22 protein-coding genes and 1 tRNA gene are annotated in these 22,864 nt (G+C 71.6%); 15 read left to right on the forward strand and 8 right to left on the reverse strand.

Features of this window, described 5'->3' with window-relative positions; translation table 11 throughout:
- The first annotated feature begins 31 nt into the window (after positions 1-31).
- On the forward strand, positions 32-1,021 hold the full coding sequence (gene arsB, locus F7P10_RS20155) for an ACR3 family arsenite efflux transporter (protein WP_254716783.1): 990 nt from the start codon (positions 32-34) through the stop codon (positions 1,019-1,021).
- A 283-nt stretch (positions 1,022-1,304) separates the two neighbouring features.
- Here arsB and F7P10_RS20160 read toward each other — a convergent pair whose 3' ends face one another.
- Positions 1,305-1,901, reverse strand: a complete 597-nt coding sequence (locus F7P10_RS20160) for a TetR/AcrR family transcriptional regulator (protein WP_176611576.1) — start codon at positions 1,899-1,901, stop codon at positions 1,305-1,307.
- A gap of 52 nt (positions 1,902-1,953) precedes the next feature.
- Between F7P10_RS20160 and F7P10_RS20165 the strand changes: the two genes are divergently transcribed.
- Genes F7P10_RS20165 through F7P10_RS20180 form a run of 4 tightly spaced genes read left to right on the forward strand, consistent with a single transcriptional unit; the run spans position 1,954 to position 5,005 of the window.
- Positions 1,954-2,787 carry an oxygenase MpaB family protein gene (locus tag F7P10_RS20165; RefSeq protein WP_151011023.1) on the forward strand — a complete coding sequence of 278 codons (834 nt, stop codon included), beginning with the start codon at positions 1,954-1,956 and terminating at the stop codon, positions 2,785-2,787.
- Positions 2,784-3,584 carry an oxygenase MpaB family protein gene (locus F7P10_RS20170; protein WP_176611577.1) on the forward strand — a complete coding sequence of 267 codons (801 nt, stop codon included), beginning with the start codon at positions 2,784-2,786 and terminating at the stop codon, positions 3,582-3,584. The genes F7P10_RS20165 and F7P10_RS20170 overlap by 4 nt, the downstream gene beginning before the upstream one ends.
- The gene (locus F7P10_RS20175) at positions 3,574-3,753 is read left to right on the forward strand and encodes a hypothetical protein (protein WP_151011028.1); all 180 of its coding nucleotides are present in this window, start codon (positions 3,574-3,576) and stop codon (positions 3,751-3,753) included. Before F7P10_RS20170 ends, F7P10_RS20175 begins: the two co-directional genes overlap by 11 nt.
- Positions 3,754-3,775: 22 nt before the next feature.
- Positions 3,776-5,005 (forward strand): cytochrome P450, encoded by a 1,230-nt coding sequence (locus F7P10_RS20180; protein ID WP_176611578.1) that lies wholly within the window; start codon positions 3,776-3,778, stop codon positions 5,003-5,005.
- Between the two features lie 340 nt (positions 5,006-5,345).
- On the opposite strand, the gene F7P10_RS20185 is transcribed toward F7P10_RS20180, so the two are convergent.
- A tRNA-Leu gene (locus tag F7P10_RS20185) sits at positions 5,346-5,428 on the reverse strand.
- Positions 5,429-5,555: 127 nt separating this feature from the next.
- Here F7P10_RS20185 and F7P10_RS20190 point away from each other — a divergent pair.
- The 7 genes from F7P10_RS20190 to pknB are packed head-to-tail and all read left to right on the forward strand — an operon-like array spanning position 5,556 to position 15,052.
- Positions 5,556-6,308, forward strand: coding sequence for a DUF3662 and FHA domain-containing protein (locus F7P10_RS20190; protein ID WP_151011033.1), 753 nt, complete (start codon positions 5,556-5,558; stop codon positions 6,306-6,308).
- An 11-nt stretch (positions 6,309-6,319) separates the two neighbouring features.
- Positions 6,320-6,826 (forward strand): FHA domain-containing protein, encoded by a 507-nt coding sequence (locus tag F7P10_RS20195; protein WP_151011036.1) that lies wholly within the window; start codon positions 6,320-6,322, stop codon positions 6,824-6,826.
- Positions 6,823-8,436, forward strand: coding sequence for a Stp1/IreP family PP2C-type Ser/Thr phosphatase (locus F7P10_RS20200; RefSeq protein ID WP_151011039.1), 1,614 nt, complete (start codon positions 6,823-6,825; stop codon positions 8,434-8,436). The genes F7P10_RS20195 and F7P10_RS20200 overlap by 4 nt, the downstream gene beginning before the upstream one ends.
- Entirely contained in the window at positions 8,433-10,019 is a 1,587-nt protein-coding gene (locus F7P10_RS20205) for an FtsW/RodA/SpoVE family cell cycle protein (RefSeq protein WP_151011042.1), read from the forward strand. The genes F7P10_RS20200 and F7P10_RS20205 overlap by 4 nt, the downstream gene beginning before the upstream one ends.
- Positions 10,020-10,029: 10 nt before the next feature.
- Positions 10,030-11,505, forward strand: coding sequence for a penicillin-binding transpeptidase domain-containing protein (locus tag F7P10_RS20210; RefSeq protein ID WP_151011044.1), 1,476 nt, complete (start codon positions 10,030-10,032; stop codon positions 11,503-11,505).
- Positions 11,505-13,175: a serine/threonine-protein kinase gene (locus tag F7P10_RS20215; protein WP_151011047.1), complete on the forward strand. Its 1,671-nt coding sequence runs from the start codon at positions 11,505-11,507 to the stop codon at positions 13,173-13,175. Before F7P10_RS20210 ends, F7P10_RS20215 begins: the two co-directional genes overlap by 1 nt.
- 29 nt (positions 13,176-13,204) lie before the next feature.
- Positions 13,205-15,052: a Stk1 family PASTA domain-containing Ser/Thr kinase gene (pknB, locus tag F7P10_RS20220; RefSeq protein ID WP_151011050.1), complete on the forward strand. Its 1,848-nt coding sequence runs from the start codon at positions 13,205-13,207 to the stop codon at positions 15,050-15,052.
- Between the two features lie 67 nt (positions 15,053-15,119).
- Here the strand turns inward: pknB and F7P10_RS20225 are convergent, their stop codons facing one another.
- From F7P10_RS20225 to F7P10_RS20235, 3 genes are all read right to left on the reverse strand, one after another.
- Positions 15,120-15,638, reverse strand: a complete 519-nt coding sequence (locus F7P10_RS20225; RefSeq protein ID WP_151011053.1) for a pyridoxamine 5'-phosphate oxidase family protein — start codon at positions 15,636-15,638, stop codon at positions 15,120-15,122.
- Positions 15,639-15,735: 97 nt separating this feature from the next.
- On the reverse strand, positions 15,736-17,199 hold the full coding sequence (locus tag F7P10_RS20230; RefSeq protein WP_218040088.1) for an MFS transporter: 1,464 nt from the start codon (positions 17,197-17,199) through the stop codon (positions 15,736-15,738).
- 83 nt (positions 17,200-17,282) lie between these two features.
- On the reverse strand, positions 17,283-18,176 hold the full coding sequence (locus F7P10_RS20235) for an NmrA/HSCARG family protein (RefSeq protein WP_151011059.1): 894 nt from the start codon (positions 18,174-18,176) through the stop codon (positions 17,283-17,285).
- 73 nt (positions 18,177-18,249) lie between these two features.
- On the opposite strand from F7P10_RS20235, the gene F7P10_RS20240 reads away from it, so the two are divergent.
- Together F7P10_RS20240 and F7P10_RS20245 are read left to right on the forward strand one after the other, a co-directional pair.
- Positions 18,250-18,813: a TetR/AcrR family transcriptional regulator gene (locus tag F7P10_RS20240; RefSeq protein WP_254715919.1), complete on the forward strand. Its 564-nt coding sequence runs from the start codon at positions 18,250-18,252 to the stop codon at positions 18,811-18,813.
- An 18-nt stretch (positions 18,814-18,831) separates the two neighbouring features.
- On the forward strand, positions 18,832-19,056 hold the full coding sequence (locus F7P10_RS20245; RefSeq protein ID WP_151011062.1) for a hypothetical protein: 225 nt from the start codon (positions 18,832-18,834) through the stop codon (positions 19,054-19,056).
- A gap of 21 nt (positions 19,057-19,077) precedes the next feature.
- On the opposite strand, the gene F7P10_RS20250 is transcribed toward F7P10_RS20245, so the two are convergent.
- From F7P10_RS20250 to F7P10_RS20260, 3 genes are all read right to left on the reverse strand, one after another.
- A complete protein-coding gene (locus F7P10_RS20250; protein ID WP_151018170.1) occupies positions 19,078-20,220 on the reverse strand; it encodes an RNA polymerase sigma factor in 1,143 nt (380 codons plus the stop codon).
- 8 nt (positions 20,221-20,228) lie between these two features.
- A complete protein-coding gene (locus F7P10_RS20255) occupies positions 20,229-20,636 on the reverse strand; it encodes a YciI family protein (protein WP_151011064.1) in 408 nt (135 codons plus the stop codon).
- Between the two features lie 111 nt (positions 20,637-20,747).
- Positions 20,748-22,175, reverse strand: coding sequence for an MFS transporter (locus F7P10_RS20260; protein ID WP_151011067.1), 1,428 nt, complete (start codon positions 22,173-22,175; stop codon positions 20,748-20,750).
- Positions 22,176-22,235: 60 nt separating this feature from the next.
- Here F7P10_RS20260 and F7P10_RS20265 point away from each other — a divergent pair, with 60 nt between their 5' ends.
- On the forward strand, positions 22,236-22,805 hold the full coding sequence (locus F7P10_RS20265) for a TetR/AcrR family transcriptional regulator (protein ID WP_151011070.1): 570 nt from the start codon (positions 22,236-22,238) through the stop codon (positions 22,803-22,805).
- Positions 22,806-22,864: the final 59 nt, after the last annotated feature.

Consider the following 22,864-nt stretch of genomic DNA (forward strand, 5'->3'; position numbering starts at 1 on the left):
CCGCTTCCTCCCGGTGTGGATCATCGCCGCGATGGCCGCCGGGCTCCTCCTCGGACGCACCGTCCCGGGCATGGACGACGCGTTGTCGGCGGTCGAGGTCGGCGGCATCTCCCTGCCCATCGCCCTCGGCCTACTGATCATGATGTACCCGGTGCTGGCCAAGGTCCGCTACGACCGCCTCGACACCGTCACCGGCGACCGCCGCCTGATGGCCGCGTCGATCGTCCTCAACTGGATCGTCGGCCCCGCGCTGATGTTCGCGCTCGCCTGGATCTTCCTGCCCGACCTGCCCGAGTACCGCACCGGCCTCATCATCGTCGGGCTCGCCCGCTGCATCGCGATGGTCATCATCTGGAACGACCTGGCCTGCGGCGACCGCGAGGCCGCGGCCGTCCTGGTCGCCCTCAACTCCCTCTTCCAGGTGATCGCCTTCGGCGCCCTCGGCTGGTTCTACCTCCAGATCCTCCCCGGGTGGCTCGGCCTCGCCCAGGACGACCTGCACTTCTCCACCGGCAAGATCATCGTCAACGTGCTCGTCTTCCTCGGTGTCCCGCTGCTGGCCGGATACCTGACGCGCCGCTTCGGGGAGAAGACCAAGGGGCGCGACTGGTACGAGAACCGCTTCCTTCCGCGCATCGGCCCCGCCGCCCTGTACGGGCTGCTGTTCACCATCGTGATCCTGTTCGCCCTCCAGGGCGAGACGATCACCACCCAGCCGGTGGACGTGGCGCGCATCGCGCTGCCGCTGCTGGTGTACTTCGCGCTGATGTGGGGCGGCTCCTACGCCCTCGGACGCGGCATCGGCCTGCCCTACGACCGCACCGCCACCCTCGCCTTCACCGCCGCGGGCAACAACTTCGAGTTGGCCATCGCGGTCGCGATCGGCACGTTCGGCGTCACGTCCGGGCAGGCCCTGTCCGGCGTCGTCGGGCCCCTCATCGAGGTCCCGGTGCTGGTGGCGCTCGTGTACGTCTCCTTGTGGCTGCGCCGCCGCTCCCTCGCGGCGGCCGCGAAGCCATAGCGGTGACCGGCATGGCGGTCGGTCGCCACCGGCCGGTGACCGACCGCCACGCCCACCGATCACCACCACCGGGTGCGCGGCACGAACTGCCGGTGCCTCATGGCCACAGCGAACGAATCGGGGACACGATCGACCTTTCCGCGCCCGCACGCAGACCCGGTCGACGCCGTGGGGGACGGCGGCGGCCAGGCCGGACTGGCCGCCGCCTATTCCACGCCAAGGAAGATCGTCTTCCACGGTGCGCTCCCGGTCCGTTTCCCCAGGCCGCTCGCCGAACTCCTGGTCAGCCGGAGGTAGGGAAGAAGAGCGCGTCGGTGAATCTGTGGACCTCGGCGGCCAGATCAGGGAGCGGGCCGGTGACGTGCTGGACGACGAGTTCCGCCATGCCGCCGAGGTAGGCCATGATGAGCATGTCGTCCGGCGCGCGGCCGAGCACTGCCGCCACGAGCGCGGCGAGTTTGCGGAGCGCCTGGTTGCGGCGGGCGAGGATCGACGGCCCGCCGCCCATGGCGTCGATCGCGAGCATCCTGGTCAGATGCGGCTCCGCGTCCAGCAGGCCGAGCGCCGCCGTCAGGGTCTTGTGCAGTCGCTCGCGCGGATCCCCGGTGCCGACGTCCACCTGGTCGATGAGGTCGTCCAGGTCGTCGTAGACGGCGAGGAACGCGCTCTCCTTGTCATCGAACAGCTCGTAGAACGTCTTGGTCGAGACCTGGGCGCGGCGGATGATGTCACCGATCGTGACCTTTCCGTATCCCCTGTCCACCACGGCCTCCGCCGCGGCACGCAGGACGCGGGCGCGCTGGACCGATTTGACCTGGTCGCGGCCGAGGGCATGCCGATGCCGGGGAAGAGTGAAGTAAGTAGGCACTTGCGTCACCATGCCCATCAGTCTATCTTGAGAAAAGAAACATTTTCTCTAAGGAGTTGATGTCATGATCTCGGGTCTCTTCGACGACGCTTCGGCCATCCGGAAAGTGACCGCCGAGCCGCATACACTCCTCGGCGGCACAGCCGCGCTTCTGCTGCAACTCGCCCACCCGAGCGTCGCGGCGGGTGTCTCCGAGCACAGTGAGTTCAAGCAGAACCCGCTGCTCCGGCTCTTCTCGACACTCGACTATCTGGGCATGGTCATCTTCGGCACCAAGGAGGAGGCGCACCGGATCGCCTGGCACGCGATGCGTGCCCACGATCGAGTGAAGGGCCCGGGGTACTCGGCACATGACGCCGACCTGCTGACCTGGGTCTTCGCCACGCTTTCGGAAGGCTCCCGCGACCTTCAGGAGCGGCTGCACGGCCCCCTGGACCCAGACCTGGCCGAGCAGTACTACCGGCAGACCGTCTCACTGGCCACGCTGCTCGGCGCCCCACGGGAGGCGATCCCCGAGGACCGGGCCGCCTTCCGCGCGTACTGGCATGAACAGATCACCACCTTGCACGTCAGCGATGTGGCTCGCCAGGAAGCTCAAGCGATCCTCTATCCACGCCCCCTGGTGCTACGGCTCGGAGCTCCGCTCAACCGGCTCATCACCGCCGGCCTCCTGCCCGAACAGATCCGACGCCAGTACGACTTGCCATGGACACCCTTTCGAGGGCGTCTCTTCCGTGCGCTCATCGCAACGATGTCCCTGGGACTGCGCATGACACCAGCGCCGATCCGGCGATCGTCCACCAGGGGCCTGGTGGCATTGGCACGCCGCACACGCTGGAAGAAGTACTCCGCCCCGGCGGCCAAGCGGGGACAGGGCCCGGTCAAGGGGGCCGTGTGACCGCGGGATCGCTCGCGCGGACGTCGTCCTACCTCGGCCCGGAATCGCTTCTTTGGCGCTACGCAGGGGACAGGCGTTACGGACTGGTCATGCCGCGGGCGGCGGCGCTGCAGATGCTGCATCCCGCGATCGCAGCCGCCGCCGAGCAGCACTCCCGCTTTCCAGGCTCGTTGTGGGCACAGCAGGCCCGAGCCGTGCCGCAAGCAATCGGAGTCGTCTATCAGGACGCCGCGTCCGGGGCGAGAGTCCGCCGGCTGCACGAGGAGATCAAGGGGCGCGACGGCCAAGGCAGGCGCTACCACTCACTCACCCCGGACGTCTTCTTCTGGGAGCACGCCACGTTCGTCGACGCCCTGATGACGGCGATCGACCTCTTCGACAGGCCGCTCTCCGACGAAGAGCGCGAACGCCTCTACCAAGAATCCTGTATCTGGTACCGGAGATATGGGGTCAGCGACCGCGTCGTCCCACCCGACTACGGCTCGTTCGTCGACTACTTCGACGCTGTCTGCGAGCAGGTCCTCGAGTTGAACCCCGTCTTCGACGTCTACCGCGAGCAGATCCTGAAACCGAACGCCTGGCTGCCGCGGCTGCTGCCGGCGGGCCTGGTCCCGGTCCTGCTGCCGCAGCCCGTCCGGCACCTGGCGGGCTTGGCGGTCTCACCCGCCGACGAGCGCAGCTTCCGCCGCTTCGCCCGCACCGTACGGCTGAGCTGGCCGGTCCTTCCCTCCAGCCTGCGCTACTTCCCCGTCGCAAGGCATGCCTTCGACCGGCAGGGGCCGCCGCATGCCCGCTGAGCGCGCCGCCCCGGGCAATCTGGCGCCCCAGGAGAGCCCGGACTTCGAGGCCGTCACCACGATCTGGCTCGGCGCGATCGAGAACTACTGGGTCGTCACCAACCTCCACGGCCACCGGCCTTCGGGATGGACGACGACCGCTTCGTACGGCAATGGGTTTGCACGCTGATGACCGCGATCGGAGCATCGCCATGACGCCCCTGGACCTGAACGGCCCGGACTTCATCGCCAACCCCTACCCCGCCTATGCCTGGCTCCGCGACGTGGCGCCGGTCCACCACCTGTCCGCTCTCGATCTGTGGTTGGTCAGCCGGCGCGCCGACGTCGTGGCCGTGCTGCGCGATGCCGAACGCTTCTCCTCCGACCTCGGCGACTCAGCGAGCTTCGATAACAACCCGTTCAACCCGGCGATGAAGGCGTCGGCTCCGCTGACGCGGCTGCTGAAGTCGCTTCCGCCGGGACGGACGGTGCTGACCAGCGACCCGCCGCAGCACACGCAGCTGCGCCGCAAGGTGGCCAAGGCATTCACCCCGCGCCGGATCGCCGCTTTGGAACCGCGTGTCAGGCAGATCACCGAACGGCTCGTGGACGACCTCGACGGCGACCTCGTACGCGATCTGGCCTCGCCGCTGCCGACCGTCGTCATCGCCGAGATGATGGCCATCCCCGCCGACCGGCTCGACGACTTCAAGCGCTGGTCGGACGATCTGGTCAACGGGCTGCTCACCGGCGGAAGCAGGATCAAGATGGCCAAGAGCGCGATCGAGATCTCCTGGTTCTTCCTGCGGACCGTGCGGGCCAGGCGGCGACGGCCGGGCGACGACCTGATCAGTCTCCTGATCACCCGGGACGAGAACGGCGACGGCCTCACCCTCCCCGAACTGATCAACTTTTGCGTGCTGCTGCTGGTCGCGGGCAACGAGACCACCACCAACCTGATCTCCAACGCGATGCTCGCCCTGTTCGACCGCCCCGAACTGTGGCGGCAGATCGGCAACGACCCGCAGTTGGCCGAGGCCGCGGTGGAGGAGACCCTGCGCTACGACGGCCCGGCCCAGGGGCTGCTCCGCATCGCCACCACCGACGTCGTCATCGGCGACACCGCAGTCCCCGAAGGCGCACGTGTCCTACCACTCGTCGGCTCGGCCAACCGAGACCCGCGCCACTGGGACGACCCCGACGCCTTCCGACTGGACCGCACCGCGGGCGACCACGTCGCCTTCGGCTCGGGCGTCCACTTCTGCATCGGTCACGCACTCGCCCGCCTCGAAACCCGTATCGCCCTGGAAATCCTCGCCCGGCGCCTGCCCCATCTGGCCCCCGCCGGAACCCCGGACCGCATCAGCAGCCCCGTACTACGCGGACTCCGCTCCCTTCCCGTCACGGTCAGACCCGCACTCCAGCCCGCCGAAGCACCATGAATCCTTCGGGACCTCGCAGACCGCCCCGCGACCCGCCGACCCCACATCTGGTCCTCCACGGGCCAATATCGACCGTCCGGCTCACGGGACCGGCTCAACGACGTCGCCCGACGAACAGGTCGGCTCTGCGAGCCCCACGTCAGCGTCAGCGCACCCGAAAACCGGCGACCACATGCCCGCCCGCCTCCAGGAGCTCCCGGACCTGGCCGCACGAGGCCGACGCGGACCTCTCACGGCCTGCAGGGCCGCCTCGAACGTAAAAAGAGCCCCCACGCTGTCGCATGGGGGCTTGTTACGTCAGTATGGGACGGGAACTTGCGTCACCGTCTCCGAGTGTGTGTGGGCGAGGAGGGATTTGAACCCTCACGTCCTTGCGGACACACGGACCTGAACCGTGCGCGTCTGCCGTTCCGCCACCCGCCCCGGGTGCCGTCCCGTCTCCGGGCGCTCGAAAAGGCTAGCACGTACGGAGCACTGGTCTGACAACTCGATACTTCCTACGAACCTTCGCACCGATACGATCGTCTACCAGTGGGGAAGGGAGGTGCCCGTGGGCGTCATTCAGCGCTTCGAGCGACGGCTCGAGGGCATGGTCGAAGGGGCCTTCGCCCGTGCCTTCAAGTCTGAGCTGCAGCCGGTCGAGGTGGCCAGTGCTGTGCAGCGCGAGATGGACGATCGGGCGGCGATCGTGGCGCAGGGCCGCACGCTGGTTCCGAACGACTTCGTCGTCGACATCTCTCAGCAGGACGGGCAGCGGCTGCAGGTCTACGCGGACAGCCTGAGCCAGGAGCTGGCGAACCTGGCGCGGGAGTACGCGAAGGAGCAGGGGTACTCCTTCGTGGGTCCGGTGCGCGTCCGGTTCGAGAACACTGACGACCTGGCCACGGGCATGTTCCGGATCAGGTCGGGCGTGATCCGGGGCTCGACGGTCGAGGGCGGCGAGATCCGCACGTCCGGGAGCAACGTGCCGCAGAGCGGCGGCGGTGCGTTCGGCGGGCATCCGCGGCTGCTGGTGACGACGGCGGTCGAGGGGGCCGACACCACCCAGCGGACGTACGAGATCAATACGCCCGTCACGCTGCTGGGCCGCGGTACCGACTGCGATCTGCGTCTTGTCGATCCGGGCGTATCACGGCACCATGCCGAGATCCGCGTAGAAGGTCCCGAAATCGTCGTCGTGGATCTAGGGTCGACCAACGGCTCTTTCGTGAACGGGCAGCCGATCCGGCGTGTCACGCTGGTCGACGGGTCCCGGGTCACGATGGGCCGGACCACACTCGTGTTCCGCCGCGATAGGGAGTAACCCCGACTCCGATGTCCCCATTCACCCTCACGCTGATCAAGCTGGCGTTCCTCGCGGTGCTCTGGCTCTTCGTCATCGCGGCCGTCGGCGTGATCAGGGCCGACCTGTTCGGCTCGAAGGCCGCCACGCGGGCGGCCTCGCGGGCCGCTTCGCCGCGCCCGCAGAAGGCGGCGGCGCGGCCGCCGCGCGCACCGCAGCCGCCGCCGCAGGCCGGCGCCCAGCAGGGAGCGCCGACGAAACTCGTCGTCGTGCAGGGCGAGCGGGCAGGAACCGTCATCGACCTCACCGGGGTACCCATCACCATGGGCCGGGCGAACAACTCCACACTGGTCTTGACCGACGACTACGCTTCGACCACGCATGCCCGCATATACGCGCAGGACGGTCAGTGGATCGTGGAAGATCTCGGTTCGACCAATGGGACTTACCTGGGACGCACGAAGGTGAGCCGGCCGATGCCGGTCCCGCCGGGCGTTCCGATTCGTATCGGCAAGACCGTGATCGAGCTGCGCAAATGACACTGGGAATCCGCTACGCCGCGCGCTCCGACGTCGGCATGCTGCGCGAGGGCAACGAGGACTCGGCGTACGCGGGCGCGCATCTGCTCGCCGTGGCCGACGGGATGGGCGGGCACGTCGGCGGGGAGATCGCCAGCGCGGCGGCCATCGAGGCGCTGCGCCGCCTCGACAAGGACCTGCCGGCGAACGAGCTGCTGGCGGCGCTGGAGCACACCGTCAAGGCGGCCAACGACAACCTGCACCGGATCGTGGAGTCCGATCCGGCGCTGCAGGGCATGGGCACGACGCTGACGGCGATGCTCTGGGCGGGCGACCAGGTGGCGCTCGTCCACATCGGCGACTCGCGGGCCTACCTGCTGCGGGACGGCAGCCTGTTCCAGATCACGCACGACCACACGCTCGTGCAGTCGCTGGTGGACGAGGGGCGCATCAGCCCGGACGAGGCCGCGTCGCACCCGCAGCGGTCGCTGCTGCTGCGGGCGCTGGACGGCCGCGGCGAGGTCGACCCGGACCTGTCCCTGCGCGAGGCGCAGGCGGGCGACCGGTACCTGCTGTGCTCGGACGGCCTGTCGGGCGTCGTCACCGCGGAGACGATCTTCCAGGTGCTGACGGACGTGGACGAGCCGGACCAGGCCGTCCGGCAGCTCATCGACCTCGCGAACCGGGGCGGCGGCCCGGACAACATCACGTGCGTGGTGGCGGACGTCGTCGACCTGGACCGGCAGCCCCCGACGGGCGGGCCCGGGCAGGCGGTCGGGGCGGCGGCGAACGCGTCGCCGCCGGAGCCGTCCGGCGGCCCCGGCACGACGATGCCGGCGGGCCCCGCCGACACCCCGGCCGGACGGGCCGCGCAGCTGCGCGAGACGCGCCCGCAGCCGCCGGTGGCGGTGGACGAGATGCCGCCCCCGATGGCGGCGGCCGACCCGGCCCACGACCCGATGGCCGAGCAGGCGCCCGCGCCGGGCGCGATGCCGCAGCCGGCGCCCGCGAAGGCGAGGCGGGGCGGCGGTGTCCGGAGGTGGACGTGGCTGCTGGTGGTCGCCGGGGTCGTCGTCCTCGGGATCGGCGCGGGCGGTTTCGTGCTGCTGCAGAACGTGAAGAGCGGCTACTACATCGGCGCCGAGAACGGGCAGGTCGTCCTGTTCCGGGGCACGTCGCAGGACGTGGTGGGGCTCGACCTGTCCCGCAAGGCGGCGGCGAAGGACCAGCCGAAGCCGCCGATCATGCTGGAGAACCTGCCGCAGGCGCAGCGGCAGAAGGTCGAGGGCACCTACACCGTCGAGGGTCCCGGCGCGGTCGCGCAGCTGCAGAAGAGCGTGTGCAAGTTCGTCGTGACCGTCGAGGACGGCAAGGTCATCATCGCCAAGGGCGCCGTCTCGGGCGGTGAGCTGCAGCAGAACTGCGAGCAGAAGAAGATCCGGCACACCGACATCCCGGTCAGCGAGCTGCCCGCCCAGGACGCCGCCGCGGTCACCGACCTGAAGCTGGTCTTCGCCGGGCAGCAGGAGGCGGAGGCGAAGCTGGAGGAGCTGAGCGACAACCGGGAAGCCTGCAAGTCGAACGACCCGCAGATCGAGGGGTGTCCGTCCGACGGGGGGACGCCCAGGTGAGTTCGCTCGGGGAGCAGATCAGGGCACGGTTGCCGTACCAGCGGCGGAACGCCGCGTCCCTGGTCCTGCTGGTCTTCGCGATGGTCCTGACGCTCTCGGCGTTCGCGGAGGTCGGACTCGCCCGGGACGGGAGCATCCCGGCGGGGATGTTCGGCTACGGCGGCGGGCTCGTGGTGCTGGCCGTCTCGGCGTACTTCGTGCAGATGAAGTTCGCGCCGTACGCCGACCCGGTGCTGCTGCCGCTCGCGGTGGCGCTGAACGGCATCGGCTTCGCGACGATCTACCGGCTCGACCTGGACACCAGCGCGGACTGGAAGCAGGCGGCGCTGAACGGCCGGACGCTGGAGGACGCCGCGAACGCGGCGGACCAGCTGATGTGGACGTTCGTCGGCATCGGCATGTTCGTCGCGGCCCTGCTGATCATGCGGGACACCGACAAGAGCGACGCGCCGCTGTCGTTCACGCCCAAGACCGCGCAGCGCTACACGTACCTCATCGGGCTCGGCGCGATCATCATGCTGCTGCTGCCGGTCGTCCCGGGCCTGGGGAACACGGTCAACGGCGCGCGGGTGTGGATCCAGATCCCCGGCGTCGGCGGGTTGCAGCCCGCCGAGTTCGCGAAGCTGATGATGGTCGCGTTCTTCGCCGGCTACCTGGTGAACAAGCGGCAGGCGATGTCGCTGATCGGCAAGAAGTTCGGCCCGCTGAGCCTGCCCCGCCTGCGCGACCTCGGGCCCGTCCTGGTGATCTGGTTCTTCTGCCTGGGCGTCCTGTTCATCCAGAAGGACCTCGGGACGGCGCTGCTGTTCTTCGGCCTGTTCGTGTCGATGCTGTACATCGCGACGCAGCGGCTGTCGTGGATCATGATCGGGCTCGGGCTGCTGGCGGTCGGCGTGTTCGTCGCGATGCAGCTCCCGTTCATGGGCCACGTCGACCAGCGGATCAGCATCTGGCAGAACCCGACGGCGTACTTCGACGGCGGCTGCCTGCTGGACAGCGGCGAGGTCGTCCCGGTCAACCCGAACACCGAGATCTACGAGAAGTTCGCGGCGCAGGGCTCCCAGTTCCCGGGCACGGCGGCCTGCGCGGAACTGGGCGGCGCCTTCTCCGACAGCCGGCAGCTGATGATGGGGCTGTTCTCGCTGGGCGAGGGCGGCGTGCTCGGCACGGGCCTCGGCCAGGGCGAGCCGTGGCGGACGCCGCTGGCGTTCAGCGACTTCATCTTCACCTCGATCGGCGAGGAGCTCGGGCTGACCGGCCTGATGGCGCTCCTGCTGATGTACGGGCTGATCGTGCAGCGCGGCATGAAGACGGCCCTGGCGGCGCGCGACTCGTACCTGAAGCTGTTCGCGGGCGGCGTGTCGTTCGTCCTGGCGCTGCAGGTGTTCGTGATCGTGGGCGGTGTCACGAAGCTGATCCCGCTGACGGGTCTGACGACGCCGTTCCTGTCGCAGGGCGGCTCGTCGATGATGGCCAACTGGATCCTGATCGCGATCCTGGTGCGGATGAGCCATGACGCCCGCAAGCCCGCGCCGCAGGCGATCCAGGACGAGGGAATGACCCAGATCGTGAGCACGAGGTGATCCGCCGCCCATGAACATGGACAAGCCGCTCCGGCGCGTGGCGATCTTCGCGTTGCTGCTGATCTTCGGCCTGATGGCCCAGGTCAACTACGTGCAGGGCAGCCAGGCCGAGGATCTGCGGACGGACGCGAACAACCCGCGCCTGTACGCCGACATCTTCAAGACGCCGCGCGGGCAGATCAGCGCGGGCGGCGAGGTCCTCGTGTCGTCCAAGGAGATCGACGACGAGGAGTACGGCCGGTTCTACAAGGACGGCGCGGTCTTCTTCCCGGTCACCGGCTACTTCCAGGGCGGCTCCACGCAGGTGGAGCGCGCGTACTCCGGGCTGCTGTCCGGGGACGACAGCCGGATCAAGAACCAGCGCTGGTTCGACACGTTCATCGGCAAGTCCGCCGAGGGCGCCGACCTGGAGCTGTCGATCGACACGGACGCGCAGCGCACCGCGTACGAGCGGCTGAAGCAGGCGACGTCGCCGGGCCGCCGCGGCGGCGCGGTGGTGATGGACGTGGAGACGGGCGCGCTGAAGGTGGCGGCGTCGTGGCCGTCCGCCGACCCGAACCAGTTCGCGAACGATCCGCGGAACGAGAAGAGCGGCGAGCGGCTGGAGCAGCTCAACGAGGGCGACGGCGTGCAGAAGCCGCTGGTCGACAACGCGCTGAGCCAGACGTTCCCGCCCGGTTCGTCCTTCAAGATCCTGATGTCGGCGCTGGGGATGTCCGAGCTCGGCCTGGACGGCTCCAGCAACCAGGACACCAGCAAGCTGGTCCTGCCGGAGTCGGGACAGACGCTGCCGAACTCGCACGAGGGCGGGGCCTGCGGCTCCTCGGCGCCGCTGCGCGCCGCGTTCATCGAGTCCTGCAACACCTCGTTCGGGCGGATGGCGCTGGAGCTCACCATCGAGAAGGTGAACGAGGGCGGCAAGAAGTTCGGTTTCGGCGAACGCGTCGAGATCGAGCCGGACTTCTTCGCCGCCCAGAGCGCGATTCCGGTGAGCCACCTCAACGAGCAGGGCGAAGAGGTCAAGACCGGCCAGGACGCGACGGCCCGGTCCGGCATCGGCCAGCAGAACGTGACGTCCACGCCGCTGCAGATGGCGATGGTCGCGGCGGCGGTCGCGAACGACGGCGTGATCATGAACCCGTACGTGGTGGAGAAGGGGCTGGCGCAGGACCAGAGCGAGGTCTACAGCGCCGACCCGAGCGAGTACAAGAAGGCGATGTCCGAGGACCAGGCGAAGGAGCTCCAGGACTGGATGCGCGGCGTCGTCACCGAGGGCACCGCGACGAACCTGCAGGGCATGAACATCGCCGGTAAGACCGGTACCGCCGAGCAGGGCGAGGGCATCCCGAACGCCCGCTGGTTCGTCGGGTTCAGCCCGGTGGACGATCCGAAGTACGCGTTCGCCGTCATGACCGAGGGTCCGGGCGGCGGTGCGAACGGCGCCGGTCCGGTGGCGGGCGCCATCATGCGGCAGGTGCTGAAGTAGTGAGCGCGGGCCTCGTCCTGAACGACCGGTACCGGCTGCTGGAGCGGCTGGCCACCGGGGGGATGGGCGAGGTCTGGCGGGCCCGCGACGAGCGGCTCGGCCGGGACGTCGCGGTGAAGCTGCTGCGCGTGGAACTGGACGACGACGCGCGGGCCCGGTGGCGGTTCGAGGCCGAGGGGCGGTTCGCGGCGGCGCTGCGGCACAACGGGATCGCGCGGGCCTACGACTTCGGCGAGCAGCACGGCCGCACCTACCTGGTGATGGAGCTGGTGCCGGGCGAGCCGCTCGACGAGATCCTCGCGCGGGACGGCGGGCTCCCGCTGGAAGCCGTCCTGGACCTGCTGGTGCAGGCGGGACGGGCACTGGCCGCCGCGCACGACGCGGACATCGTGCACCGCGACGTCAAGCCCGCGAACCTGATGGTCTCCCCGACCGGGACGCTGAAGCTGACCGACTTCGGGATCGCGCGGCGGCTCGCGGAGGCGTCGCAGACGCAGACCGGCATGGTCATGGGCACCGCGCACTACATCTCGCCGGAGCAGGCGTCCGCCGGGGAGCTGACCCCGGCCGCGGACCTGTACTCGCTGGGCGTGGTGGCGTACGAGTGCCTGGTCGGTTCGCCGCCGTTCGACGGCGCGACGCCGGTGGAGGTCGCGCTCAAGCACGTGCGGGACGCGCCCGCGCCGCTGCCCGCGCACGTGCCGGAGCCGGCGCGCGCGCTCATCATGGAGATGCTGGCGAAGTCGCCGGACGATCGCCCGCCGAGCGCCACGGCGGTGGCGGACCGGGCGCTGCGGATCCGGGCGTCGCTCAGCACCGGACGGGCGATGCGCGCCAGCGCGGCGGGTGCGGCCCACGGCGCCGCCCGCCCGGATTCGGCCGGCGGCGTGTTCGGGCCGCCCCCGGCCCCGCGGACGCCGGAGCCGCAGGCCCGCGAAGCCCCCAGGGTGACCGGGGCGCCGAAGCCTTCCGGGACGCGCGAGGCGCCCGGCACCCGCGTGGCGTCCGGCGCGCCCAGATCGTCCGGGACGGGCGCGGGGCGGCGCGGGACGCGGCGGCGCGCTCCGGCGAGGATCGGACGGCGGTCCGGTGCCCACGGGCGCCCGAATGCGCCTCCGAAGCGCGGTACGGCCCCTTTGCCAGGATTTGACGCGCGCGACGGTACGGATAGCCTCTCCGACGGGACAGTGCCCGGGCAGCGTCGCACGGCACTGGCGTACAGCTCGATCGCCGCCGCGGTTCTGGTCGGCGCCATCGTGTTCGGCTCGTTCTGGGTCGGCCGCGGTGCCGATACGGCCGAGGACGGGCGAAGCCCCACCGAGACGTCCACGTTCGTCCCCGTCCGCGAGGACGAGGTCGAGCCGTCCGCCACGTCCGCCACGCCGGCCCCGACGACCCCCCGGCCGGCGCCCCAGAACCGCAGACCGGTGCCCACTGTCACGAAGCGACACGGGACGCATAGGATCCGTCCGACGACGCCTGCTCCGCCCCCGTCAACGCCAGGGACGGGCGGCACGTCACCGACACACAGACCGACCACGACAACGCCCGGTGCGACTCCCACACACACCGAGCCGACACCGTCACCGACGGACGTCACCACGAGTCCGTCAACTCCGACCCCAGATCCCTCTGCCGGCCAGAGCGTGGGGCTAGGTTCGGGGAATTAAGGTGTAGACGTACGAGGGAAAGTGCACATATGAGTCAACCTCGGCTGCTCGGCGGCCGCTACGAGCTCGATTCGGTGATCGGGCGCGGCGGCATGGCCGAGGTCTACCGTGCCCGCGACCTGCGTCTCGACCGGACCGTCGCCGTGAAGACGCTCCGGTCCGACCTGGCGCGCGACCCCACGTTCCAGGCCCGGTTCCGGCGCGAGGCGCAGTCCGCCGCGTCCCTGAACCACCCTTCCGTCATCGCCGTGTACGACACCGGCGAGGACATGATCGGCGAAACCTCCATCCCGTACATCGTCATGGAGTACGTGGACGGCAGCACCCTGCGCGACCTCCTCCGGGAGAACACCGCGCTGGTGCCGGAGAAGGCCCTCGAGGTCACCGACGGGATCCTGCGCGCGCTCGACTACAGCCACCGCGGCGGGATCGTGCACCGCGACATCAAACCGGCCAACGTGATGCTCACCCGCAATCACGAGGTCAAGGTCATGGACTTCGGCATCGCCCGCGCCATGGCCGACTCCGCCGCGACCATGACGCAGACCGCGCAGGTGATCGGCACCGCGCAGTACCTGTCGCCCGAGCAGGCGCGGGGCGAGCGCGTCGACACCCGCAGCGACATCTACTCCACCGGCTGCGTGCTGTACGAGCTGCTGACCGGACGGCCGCCGTTCACCGGCGACTCCCCGGTCGCGATCGCCTACCAGCACGTCCGGGAGGAGCCCGTCCCACCGTCCCAGATCGACCCGCAGATCCCGCAGTGGGCCGACGCGATCGTCCTGAAGGCGATGGCGAAGGAGGCGGACAACCGCTACCAGACCGCGACGGACTTCCGGCAGGAGCTGCAGCGGGTGCTGCAGGGCCAGCCCGTCGCGTCCACGGCGGCGTCCACCATGATGATGGGCGGGCATCAGCCGCAGGGCACCCAGGTGATGGGCGCGTACCCGGCCGGCCCGCCGCACACGCAGATGCAGCGGCCGAGGGACGACGGCTACGGCTACAACGACGGGTACGGCGACGGCTACGGGCTTCCGCCCGTCCACTACGACGACGACGGCCCCGAGCGGGGCGGCACCGGCAAGAAGGTCGCGCTCTGGGCGGCGCTCGCCGTCGTGTTCATCGGCGGCGCGGCGCTCGTCGGCTGGTTCATGAGCGGGGGCGGCGGCAAGGAGGAGCCGACGCAGGTGGCGGTTCCGGCGAGCATCGTCGGCATGACCGCCGACGATGCCCAGGCCGCCCTCACCCAGGCGGGCCTCAAGGTCGGGGACGCCAAGGAGGAGTACAGCGACGAGGCCGAGAAGGGCGCCGTCATGGCGACGGACCCCGCTCCCGGCACCGAGGTCGCCGAGGGCACCGCCGTCAACCTGACGGTCTCCCTCGGCAAGAAGCCGCCGGAGGAGCGCGAGATCCCCGACCTCGCGGGGCAGCCCGCGTCGTCGGCGGAGAGCCGCCTCAAGGAGCTCGGCTTCGACCCCGAGCGGAGGGTCGCCACGAGCGAGGACGTGCCGCGCGGCAACGTGATCCGCACCGACCCGCCCGCCGGTTCGAAGGCGCCGGTGAAGTCGGACGTGACGGTGTACGTGTCGAACGGCCCGAGCACCGTCAAGGTGCCGGACCTGTACAACAGCAGCAAGCGGGCCGCCACGGCCAAGCTCGAGGAGCTCGGGCTGAAGGTCGACGTGCAGGAGGGCGTCGCGCCGCCGGACAAGGCGGTCGCGATCGGGTTCGTCTACCAGCAGTCGCCCGGCGCGAACGCGACCGTCGCCCCCGGCGACACGGTGACGATCTTCGTCGCGAAGAAGCCGGACCCGACGCCGACGCCGTCCACCCCGACCGGCCCGAACCTCCCGGGCTTCCCGCCGAACGACGACTGACGCACCGCGCGCGGACGCGGCCGCGGGGACGTCCCCGCGGCCGCGTCCGGCGTTCCGGCACCGGGCGTCACCCGGCGGTGAGCTTGCCGTCGTCGGGGGCGTAGACGGCCATCCAGTGCGGGTGCAGCCGGTAGAAGACGACCTCGCCGTCCCAGTCGAAGGCGTCCTCGCCGTAGGTGTCCTTGAAGTACGCGAGCAGGTACGGCCAGTCGGCCGCGGGCTCACCGCCCCGCGGGTTGAGGATCTCCACCGTCCCGTGCGTGAACACGCCCAGCTCCTCGCCGCGCAGGTGCGCGGCGCTGGCGGCCGGACGGGCGGCGAGGTGCCGGGCCTTCGCGGCGGTGCGCGCCGTGCCGAAGTGCCACTTGCCGTGCAGGAAGTGCCCGTCCACGGCGCTGACCCGCGGCTCGCCCTTCGCCGTCACGGTCGACAGGGTCAGGACGCACATGCCGGTGAGGATCCGGGTGAGCCGCTCGGCGGTCGTGGTGCGCTCGGCGACGATCGAGCGCAGGTGGGTGGTGGAGCGGGAGAGCGACGCGTCGAGGAGGCGCTGGAGTTCCTCGAGCTCTGCCGGTGTTTCGCGCATCGGGTTCCTTGTCTGTTCGGGCTGCTCGCGGGTCGCGGGTCGCGGCGTCCACGGTCGACGCCGGCCGACGGAACCATGCTCGCCGGAAAACCTGACATCATGTGTCGGCTTTTCTTTTCCGGGTGAAGATCAGCACCGCGGTGAGGGACGCGGCGGCCAGCAGGACGCCCGCCGCGACCGCCAAGGCGGTCGTGTAGCCGTGCACCGCGACCGCGTCCGGTGACGCGTCATGGCGCGCGGCGAGGTAGGCGGCACCGGCGCTCGCCGCCAGGGTGTTCAGCAGCGCCGTGCCGAGCGCGGCGCCCAGCTGCTGGGCCGCGTTGTAGGCCGCCGAGGCGGCCCCGATGTCGTGCCCGCGCATGCCCTCGGTGGCCAGCGCGGCGGTCGGCGGCATCACGCAGCCGAGCCCCAGCCCGGTCAGCGCCATCGCGGGGACCAGGTACCGGACGAACATGTCGGTGCCGTCCGCCGGAAGGCCGGTCAGCACCAGCATCCCGGTGGCGGCGGCCAGCAGCCCCGGAATGATCAGCGCACCCGGCGGCACCCGCCCGAGCAGCCTCCCGGCGACGAGCACGGACCCGGCCAGCGCCGCCACCGCGTTGATGATCAGCGTCAGGCCCGTCTCGACGGGCGAGTAGCCGAGCACCCCCTGCGCGTAGTAGCTCATGAACAGGTAGAACCCGAACATCGCCACGAACATCAGCGTGATCGCGAGGAACGCGCCCGCCCGGATCCGGTGGGCGAGCACCCGCATCGGCAGCAGCGGATCGGAGGCGCGCCGTTCGACGGCGACGAAAGCGGCCAGCGTCAGCACCCCGGCGACCAGCGGCCCGAGCACCTCGGGCGAGCCCCATCCGAGGGATTCGGCGCGCGCGAACGCGTACACCGCCAGCCCGAACCCGGCGAGGCTGAGCAGCGCACCGGCGGCGTCCAGCCGTCCCCGGTCGGCGAGCGGACGGTCCGCGGGCACCCGCGCCGCGCCGACCGCCGCGAGCAGCGCGATGGGCACGTTGATGTAGAGGCACCATCGCCAGCCGGCGTACTCGGTCAGCAGGCCACCGGCGATCAGGCCGACCGCCGAGCCCGCCGCGCCGACCGCCGCGAACACCCCGAACGCCCGCCCGCGCTCGCGGGCGCCGGTGAACGTCATCGCGAGCAGCGACAGCGCCGCGGGGGCGAGCAGCGCGGCGAACGCACCCTGCGCGGCCCGTGCCCCGAACAGCATCTCCGGCCCGGTGGCCGCCCCGCCCAGCGCGGACGCGGCCGCGAACCCCGCCAGCCCGGCGCGGAACGCGCGCCGGTGCCCGAGCGCGCCGCCGATCCGCCCGCCGACCAGCAGGAGCCCGCCGAAGGCCAGCGCGTACGCGGTGATCGCCCACTGCCGGTTCCCGTCCGACATGCCGAGCGCCTGCTGCGCGGACGGCAGCGCGATGTTCACGATCGTCCCGTCCAGGACCACCAGGAGCTGCGCCGCGCTCACCACGGCCAGCGTCCACGGCCGTCGCGCCGCGGTGGCGGGCGCGGGCCCGGTCACCTGGGTTTTCTTGTCTCCGACATCCATGACCTCCATCGTTGCGTTGGAGTCGCCCCGGAACCTTTTCGCGACCACCGCCCCGCCTAGCAGGGCCGACCGGCCGCGAACCCTCAACCGGCGGTCGAACTCTCGTGCAGGACGGCTGCGACGGCCGCGGCGCCGCCGCCGTCGAGCCACCCCGCGAAGTCCAGCAGCGCCGGACGGCGGCGGCGCAGGTCGGCGATGTCGGCCCGCCAGATCCCGCGCTGGGAGGCGAACGCCCGCGCGAGGTTCGTGTCGAGCGCGAGTTCCGCCGCGTCGGCCCGCTCGTAGGTGATCGTCCGTCCGATGTACCGGGAGATCATGTCCACGGTGGCCTCGGGGGTCAGCTCGTCCCCCGCCAGCTCCAGGGCCGCACCGACGTAGGCGTCCGGGTCGGCGAACGCGAGTGCGGCGAAGGCGCCGATGTCGGTCACGGCGACGAGCTGCACCGGGACCTCGGGGTCGAACAGGTGGCGCAGGACGCCGTCGGGGGTGATGCCGCCGAACGGCAGCCCGGGAATCGTGTGGTTCTCCATGAACCGGACGGGCCGCAGGATGGTCGCGGGCAGCCCGGTCGCCTCGATGTGCCGCTCGATCGCCCGCTTGCTCTCCCAGTAGGTGATGCCGGTGTCCCGCTCGGCGCCGCCCACGGACGCGAAGACCAGGTGGGCGATCCCGGACTCGGCCGCCGCGTCCACCACCGCTCGTCCACGCCGGATCTCGCGCTCGGCGTCCTGGTCGTCGGGGGTGACGGCGAAGACGCCGTGGGCGCCGTCCATGGCCGCCTTGAGCCCGCCGGGTTCGTCCAGGTCGCCGCGCACCGGCTCCGCGCCCGCCGCGGCCAGCTCGCGCGCCGCGGCCGAACCGGGGTCGCGCACGAGGGCCCGGACCGTCCACCCGTCCGCCCGTAGATGCCGGACGGCCGCGCCGCCCTGCCGTCCCGTGGCACCGACCACCAGGACGGGCGCTCGTTTCGCCGACATGGCACCTCCATTAAGGTGAGACCGTCTCGAGAAATATATCGAGACAGTCTCGACTTCGCCACCGGAGGCTCCCGTGAACGCACCGCCGCCGCGCCGCATGCGCGCGGACGCCCGCCGCAACCGCGAACGCCTGCTGGCCGAGGCGCGCACCGCGTTCGCCGAGCACGGCGCGGACTTCTCCCTCGAGGAGATCGCGCGCCGGGCCGGGGTCGCCAACGGCACGCTCTACGGGCACTTCCCCAACCGGCGGGCGCTGCTGGAGGCGCTGATGGGCGACCGGATGCGGGCCCTCGCCGCGACCGGCGCCGAGTCGCTCGCCGCCCCGCCCTTCGAGGGCCTCGCCGCCTGGGCCCGCGCCGCCATGGCGCACGCCGCCGCCTACCGGGGGCTCGGCGCCACGATGATGGAGGCCGTCGAGGACGAGACGTCCGAACTCCACGCCGCCTGCAAGGCCGTCCTCGCCGCCGGGGACGAGCTGGTCGCACGGGCGGTGACGTCCGGCGAGGTCCGCCCGGACGTCACCGCCGAGGACGTGTACGCGCTGGTGACGGCGTCCGCCTGGGCGGGCGAGCAGAGCACCCCGGCCCAGGCCGAACGCCTCCTGGCCTTCGGCCTCGACGGCTTCCGCCCGTCCTGACCGCCCTCAGGCCCGGCGATGCCCGCCACCATCCCCCGCGATGCCCTCGGCGACCGCGAGGCCGGAGCCGACGACGACCCCGGACGTTCCTGGCGCCACCGGCTCCGCGACACCGACCTCGACGCCTTCCCGAGGCCGGCCCGGCCGGTGCGCCACCCGCAACCGCCCGCCGGCCGGAACCGGTTCGAGGACGGTCTCGACGTGATCCTCGACGGCATCCAGGCACGGGCGTCCCGTCCCTGATCGCGCGATCGGGCCCGGCCGTCAGCGGGGCCTTTGGTTGAGGCGGGCGGCCTGGCGGGTGAGGTGATCGCGCTCGGCCAGGTTGGACGCCTTCCCGGCGGCCTCGGCGTACAGCCGCGCGGCGGTCGGCAGGTCGCCGTCGCGCTCGTGCAGGTACGCGGCGACCGCCGTGTGCCGGGGCAGCGTGTCGTCCACCGCCGCGAGGGCCGCCAGCCCGGCGCGCGGGCCGTCGGCCTCGCCGACGGCGACCGCCCGGTTGAGCCGGACGATCGGGCTGCCGGTGAGGGCCGCGAGTTCGTCGTACCACTCGACGATCTGCACCCAGTCGGTCTCCGCGGCGGTGGGGGCGTCGGCGTGCAGGGCCGCGATGGCCGCCTGGGCCTGGTACTCGCCCAGCCGGTCGCGGACGAGCGCCGCCTGCAGGATCTCGATGCCCTCGGCGATCGACGCGGTGTCCCAGCGGGTGCGGTCCTGTTCGGCGAGCGGCACCAGGGCGCCGTCCGGGGCGGTGCGGGCGGCGCGGCGGGCGTGGTGCAGCAGCATGAGGGCGAGCAGTCCCGCCACCTCGGGGTGGTCGAACTCGGTCGCGAGCCGCCGGGTCAGCCGGACGGCCTCGGCGGCGAGGTCGACGTCGCCGGAGTAGCCCTCGTTGAAGACCAGGTAGAGGACGCGCAGGACGGTGGCGACGTCGCCCGGACGCTCGAACCGCACCCCGGAAACGGTGCGTTTGGCCCGGCTGATCCGCTGCGCCATGGTCGCCTCGGGCACCAGGTAGGCCCGCGCGATCTGGCGGGTGGTGAGCCCGCCGACGGCGCGCAGGGTGAGCGCGACGGCGGAGGACGGCGTCAGCGACGGGTGGGCGCACAGGAAGTAGAGCTGGAGGGTGTCGTCCGCCGCGGGCGCGGGCACGGGCGCCGGTTCCTCGTCGAGGAGGTCCTCGCGGCGGCGCCGGGCGGCGTCCGCCCGGGTCGCGTCGAGGAACCGGCGCCAGGCGACGGTGACCAGCCAGCCCTTGGGGTCGCGCGGCGGGTCGTCCGGCCAGGTGCGGACCGCCTCCACCAGGGCGTCCTGGACGGCGTCCTCGGCCGCTGCGAAGTCTGCTCCGCGGCGGACGAGGACGCCGAGGACGTCCGGTATGAGGCTCCGGAGCAGGGCCTCGTCCACCGGAGCAGTCACTCGGTGATGGTGGCCGGCACGCCGTAGAACGGGCGCAGCTCGAGCCACTCGTGGATCGGGCGCCCGCCCGCACCGGGGGCGGCCGACAGCTCCCCGGCCAGTTCGACGGCCCGCTCGTAGCCGTCGACGTCGATGATCATCCACCCGGCGATGAGGTCCTTGGTCTCGGCGAACGGGCCGTCGGTGACCGGCGGGCGGCCCTCGCCGTCGTACCGGACGAACGTGCCCTCGGGGGAGAGCGCCTGGCTGTCGACGTACTCGCCGGTCTGCTCGAGCCGCTTGGCGAAGTCGTCCATGTACTGCACGTGGGCCGAGATCTCCTCGGGCGTCCACTGGTCCATCGGCGTGTCGTTGACCGAAGCCGGGGCGCCGCGGTAGTGCTTCAGCAGCAGGTACTTGGCCATGGTGTTCTCCTCGGTGCTGGTACGACCCATTCTGGTCGCGTTCACACCTGGGACGGAGCCGGTCACGGGTTCTCGACATCGCCGTGCGAAGTTTTTTGGGCGGACGTGGCGTCAGGACGGCCGGGTGCCGCGCAGTGCCCACGCGACCAGCGCGATGACCGGGAGCAGGACGGCCGCGCTGATGCCGGCCGCCGTGGTGACACCGCTGGTGTAGGCGGCCGTGGCGGCGTCGGCGAGGCCGGGTTCGGCGAGGGCGGCCGCGATGGTCTCGGTCGCGGGGCCGGTCGCCGCGGTGTCCTCCATCGCGATGCGGTAGACGGTGGTGGCGGCCGTGCCGAGGACGGCGATGCCGAGCGCCGCGCCGAGTTCGGTGCCGGTCTCGGAGACGCCGGCCGCCGCCCCCGCGCGCTCGGGGGGCGCGGTGCCGAGGATGAGGCCGTTGGCCAGGGTCCCGGTGACGCCCGCGCCGACGGTCAGGATCGCGTAGCCCGCGATGAACGCCCACAGCGACGTGTCCGCCCGGATCTGCGCGATGACGGCGAACCCGGCGGCGACGAGCGCGAGACCGGACGCGAGGAGGAGGGCCGGACGGACGCGCGGTGCGAGCGCGCCCGCGAGCGTCGCCCCGGCGATCGTCCCGGCGAAGGTCGGCAGTGCGGCGAGCGCGGCGTGCAGGGCGCTCAGCCCGTGCACGGCCTGCATGAACGTGAACGCGAGGACGCCGACGCCGGAGGCGGCGAGCGCGATCGCGGTGTTGGCGGCGATCGCGGCGGAGAACGCACGCGCGCGGAACAGCCGGACGTCGATCAGCGGGTGCGCGGCGCGCCGCTGGCGGACGACGAACGCGGCGGCGAACGCCGCGCCGACCGCGGCGGCCGTCACCGCGCGGGCGTCCGGGCCGTGCGAGGCCGCGTGCTTCATCGCCAGGACGGGCCCGAGGACGGCGGGGAGGGACAGCGCGGCGCCGGGCAGGTCGAACCGGGCGCGGTGCGGGCTCTTCGACTCCCCGAGGAGGAACGGGGCCGTCACCAGCAGGAGCAGCATGACCGGGATGTTGATCAGGAAGAGCGAGCCCCACCAGAAGTGCTCGAGCAGGACGCCGCCGATGACGGGCCCGGCGACCGAGCCGCCGGTGAACGCGACCGTCCAGGCGCCGACGGCGCGGCGGCGCCGGTGCTCGTCCGGGTAGAGGCCGCGGATGAGGGAGAGCGTCGAGGGGGCGAGGGTGGCGCCGCCGATGCCGAGCAGGGCTCTGGCCAGGACGAACGTCCAGGGTTCGGTGGCGAGGGTGAGGAGCGCGGACGCGGCGCCGAACAGCGCGGCGCCGATCAGCAGGAGGCGGCGGCGGCCGATGCGGTCGCCGAGGGAGCCCATGGTGATCAGCAGTCCGGCCATGACGAAGCCGTAGACGTCCATCATCCACAGCCACTCGGTGCCGGTCGGGGTGAGCGCGGCGGAGATCGACGGGGCGGCGACGAACAGGATCGAGAGGTCCATCGAGACGAGCAGTGCGGGCAGCAGGAGGACGGTCACGCGCATGGCGTGATCGTACGTACGTACAAATCGCGATGTCAAAACGTACGTACGTACAATGGCCGGATGGGACAGCGTGAGGACTTGCTGGCGGGCGCCCGGATCTGCCTCGCCGAGAAGGGCTACAGCCGGACGACGGCGCGCGACATCGCGGCCGTGTCGGGCGCGCACCTGGCCTCGATCGGGTACCACTTCGGCTCGAAGGACAACCTGATGGCGGTGGCGGTGCTCCAGGCCAGCGACGAGTGGGGCGACACGATCGAGGCCGCGGTGCGGGCGGCCGGGAAGGCGAGCCCGGCGGAGCGGCTGCGGGTCTGCATGGCCGAGCTGTTCGCCGCGATCCCCCGGCAGCGGGACCTGCTCGTCGCGAGCATGCAGGCGTACACCGAGGCACAGTTCAGCGCGGAGGTGCGCGGACCGCTGCTGGAGTCGGTCGAGCGCGGGCGCCGGGAGCTGGCGGCGATGGTGCTGGGCGTCGACGGGGGCGAGGTGGACGACGCGACGGTGCGGGGCCTCGGCGCGCTCGTGCACGCGCTGATCGTCGGGTACGTGCAGCAGGCGCTGCTGTCGCCGGAGTCGATGCCGACCGCCGACCAGGTGGCCGGGGCGGTCGCCGTCCTCGCGAACCGGCGGTGACGCGCCGGGCGGTGGCGAGCAGAGAGGGCTTCCGCCACTCGGGGGCAATGGCGGAAGCC

This window comes from Actinomadura sp. WMMB 499, assembly GCF_008824145.1.
Lineage (GTDB): Bacteria > Actinomycetota > Actinomycetes > Streptosporangiales > Streptosporangiaceae > Spirillospora.